Annotated in this window: 3 protein-coding genes; all 3 read left to right on the top strand. The window is 43.9% G+C overall.

All coding sequences use genetic code 11. The annotated features are described in order from the left end of the window. Positions 1-79 precede the first annotated feature (79 nt). Entirely contained in the window at positions 80-394 is a 315-nt protein-coding gene (tnpA, locus tag ACTRWE_RS19010) for an IS66 family insertion sequence element accessory protein TnpA (protein ID WP_248474939.1), read from the top strand. Further along, entirely contained in the window at positions 391-741 is a 351-nt protein-coding gene (gene tnpB, locus ACTRWE_RS19005) for an IS66 family insertion sequence element accessory protein TnpB (RefSeq protein WP_004588658.1), read from the top strand. The genes tnpA and tnpB overlap by 4 nt, the downstream gene beginning before the upstream one ends. Positions 742-821: 80 nt before the next feature. Further along, complete coding sequence (tnpC, locus tag ACTRWE_RS19000) at positions 822-2324, top strand: IS66 family transposase (RefSeq protein WP_350655161.1); 1503 nt, start codon at positions 822-824, stop codon at positions 2322-2324. Positions 2325-2346 lie beyond the last annotated feature (22 nt).

The following is a 2346-nucleotide window of genomic DNA, read 5'->3' as shown; positions in this document are numbered from 1 at the left end:
GTAAGCGTCCGGCCAACCACACCTAGCAACACCATTTTTTGTATTTGAAAATACCTTCAACTTTTTATTGGAGGTCATTATGAATTCACCCATCCCTAAACGTTGGCTAGAAATCCTAGCGCTTCGCTCATCATTTACTGGAACGAATGAAGCGTTTTGCAAACACCATCAAGTATCTATCAGCTCGTTTTATAAATATAAAAGCATGCAACAGGTGAAATCTTCAGGTGCATCACCTCAATTTGTCCGAGTTGAGCAACAAACCCAACGCACACACGTCAGTATCACTGAGCAACCAACGATTAACTTTAATCCGCACACTGGCCAACTGACATTACCCACAACACTTAACTGTGATGCTATCGTCTCAATTATTAAAGGTCTATCAGCATGAATATGTTTGTTAATCCGCCCGAGGTGTACTTATGTGCTGAGCATGTGGACTTTCGTAAATCCATCAATGGCCTTGCTGCGTTGGTGGAATGTGAGCTTGAATTACCCGTGCTATCGGGCGCGCTGTTTGTGTTTTGTAATAAAAAGCGCGACAAGTTAAAGCTTCTCTATTGGGATAAGACAGGCTTTGCATTGTGGTACAAGCGACTTGATAAGCACAGGTTTAAATGGCCTAAGCTTAAACGTGACACCATGACACTGAATGAGCAACAATTACATTGGCTATTATCAGGGTATGACGTTATTGGCCATGAAGAAATCAACGTCAGTCAGCACACAGTGACTTAATTACTTAGATCAATTGATGATCATCAAGGTTTAAGTTATTAACCCTATTCATTGTGCATAAAAGCCGTAAAATAAACGGCATGAACGATGTATTTACCTTACAACAACGCATTGCTGAGCTTGAAAAACAGCTTAAATATGAGCGCGAAGTATCTATACAGAAAGATGCTAAAATCGCCTATTTATATGAGCAATTCCGTTTAGCCCAACAAAAGCAATTCGGCAAAAGTGCTGAAGGCTTTGTAGGGCAAGGTGAATTATTTAATGAAGTTGAAGAGATTGCTGAGAAAGCTGAGCCTGAGCAGCAAGGAATTAGCTACACCCGCAACAAGCCTAAACGCAAGCCACTGCCAAAAGACTTACCCCGTGAACAAGTTATCCACGACATAGCAGATAAAAGCTGTGCATGTTGCGGTGGTGAGTTACATAAAATCGGTGAAGATACTGCTGAAAAGCTTGAGTTCATTCCAGCACACGTCAAAGTGATTGAACATATTCGCCCTAAATACGCCTGTCGTGAGTGTGAAAAATCAGGCACTGGGTCAACGATAAAGCAACAGCCTATGCCCGCCATGCCCATTAACAAAGGCATTGCCACCGCGAGCTTACTTAGCCAACTCATCACCAGTAAATATCAATATGGTTTACCGCTTCATCGCCAAGAGAGCATGTTTAAGCAATACGGCATTGAGCTGAGCCGCAAAACCATGAGCGATTGGGTGATTAAGTCAGCAGCGCTGTTTACCCCGCTGGTTAAACGGTTAAAAGAAGAATTACTCAAGCAACCACTCCTTAACGCTGATGAAACCACGGTCAATGTGGTGAAATCAGATAAAGTGAATAGTTACATGTGGGTGTACTGCTCAGGTGCTGACTCACCTAAACCCGACAGCCCCATCCCTAACATCGTGCTTTACGACTACCACACTAGTCGCGCAGCCGCCTGCGTGATGGATTATCTTGATGGCTATCAAGGGTACTTACATGTTGATGGTTATCAAGCTTATGAAAAGACACAGGCCAGTCTTGTGGGGTGCTGGGCGCACGCACGTCGGAAATTCATTGAAGCGAAAAAGCTGCAAGGGAAAAATAAGACAGGCAAAGCCGATGTGGTGCTCAGCTTAATACAAAAGCTGTATGGGATAGAGTCACGGTTGAAAGATAAATCAGCGGATGAGAGTTACCAGACTCGACAAGCACAGAGTAAACCGATACTCGATAAACTCAGACAGTGGCTTGAAAAACATCAGCCAAACCTTGTTGGTAATAGTAAACTCATTGATGCCGCCAATTACATGGCAAACCAGTGGCCGAAACTCATTGAGTACATTAATGATGGGCGACTGAGTATCGACAACAACCGTGCAGAAAGAGCCATCAAACCGTTTGTGATAGGCCGGAAGAACTGGCTGTTTAGCCAAACAGCAACAGGTGCTAACGCAAGCGCGATACTTTACAGCATCATCGAAACAGCCAAAGCCAACGGCTTAGCGCCATACGATTACATCACCGCGTGTTTAGATGAGCTGTGCCAATCAACACCTGATATCGATAGTCTATTACCGTGGAATTTTAAAGGCTAGGCGGTGATCACCGGACGGATAC

This window comes from Pseudoalteromonas sp. G5_S1_54_S4, from assembly GCF_054968565.1.
Note: the sequence above shows the minus strand (reverse complement) of the source record. Positions and strands in the feature narration are given on the sequence as shown.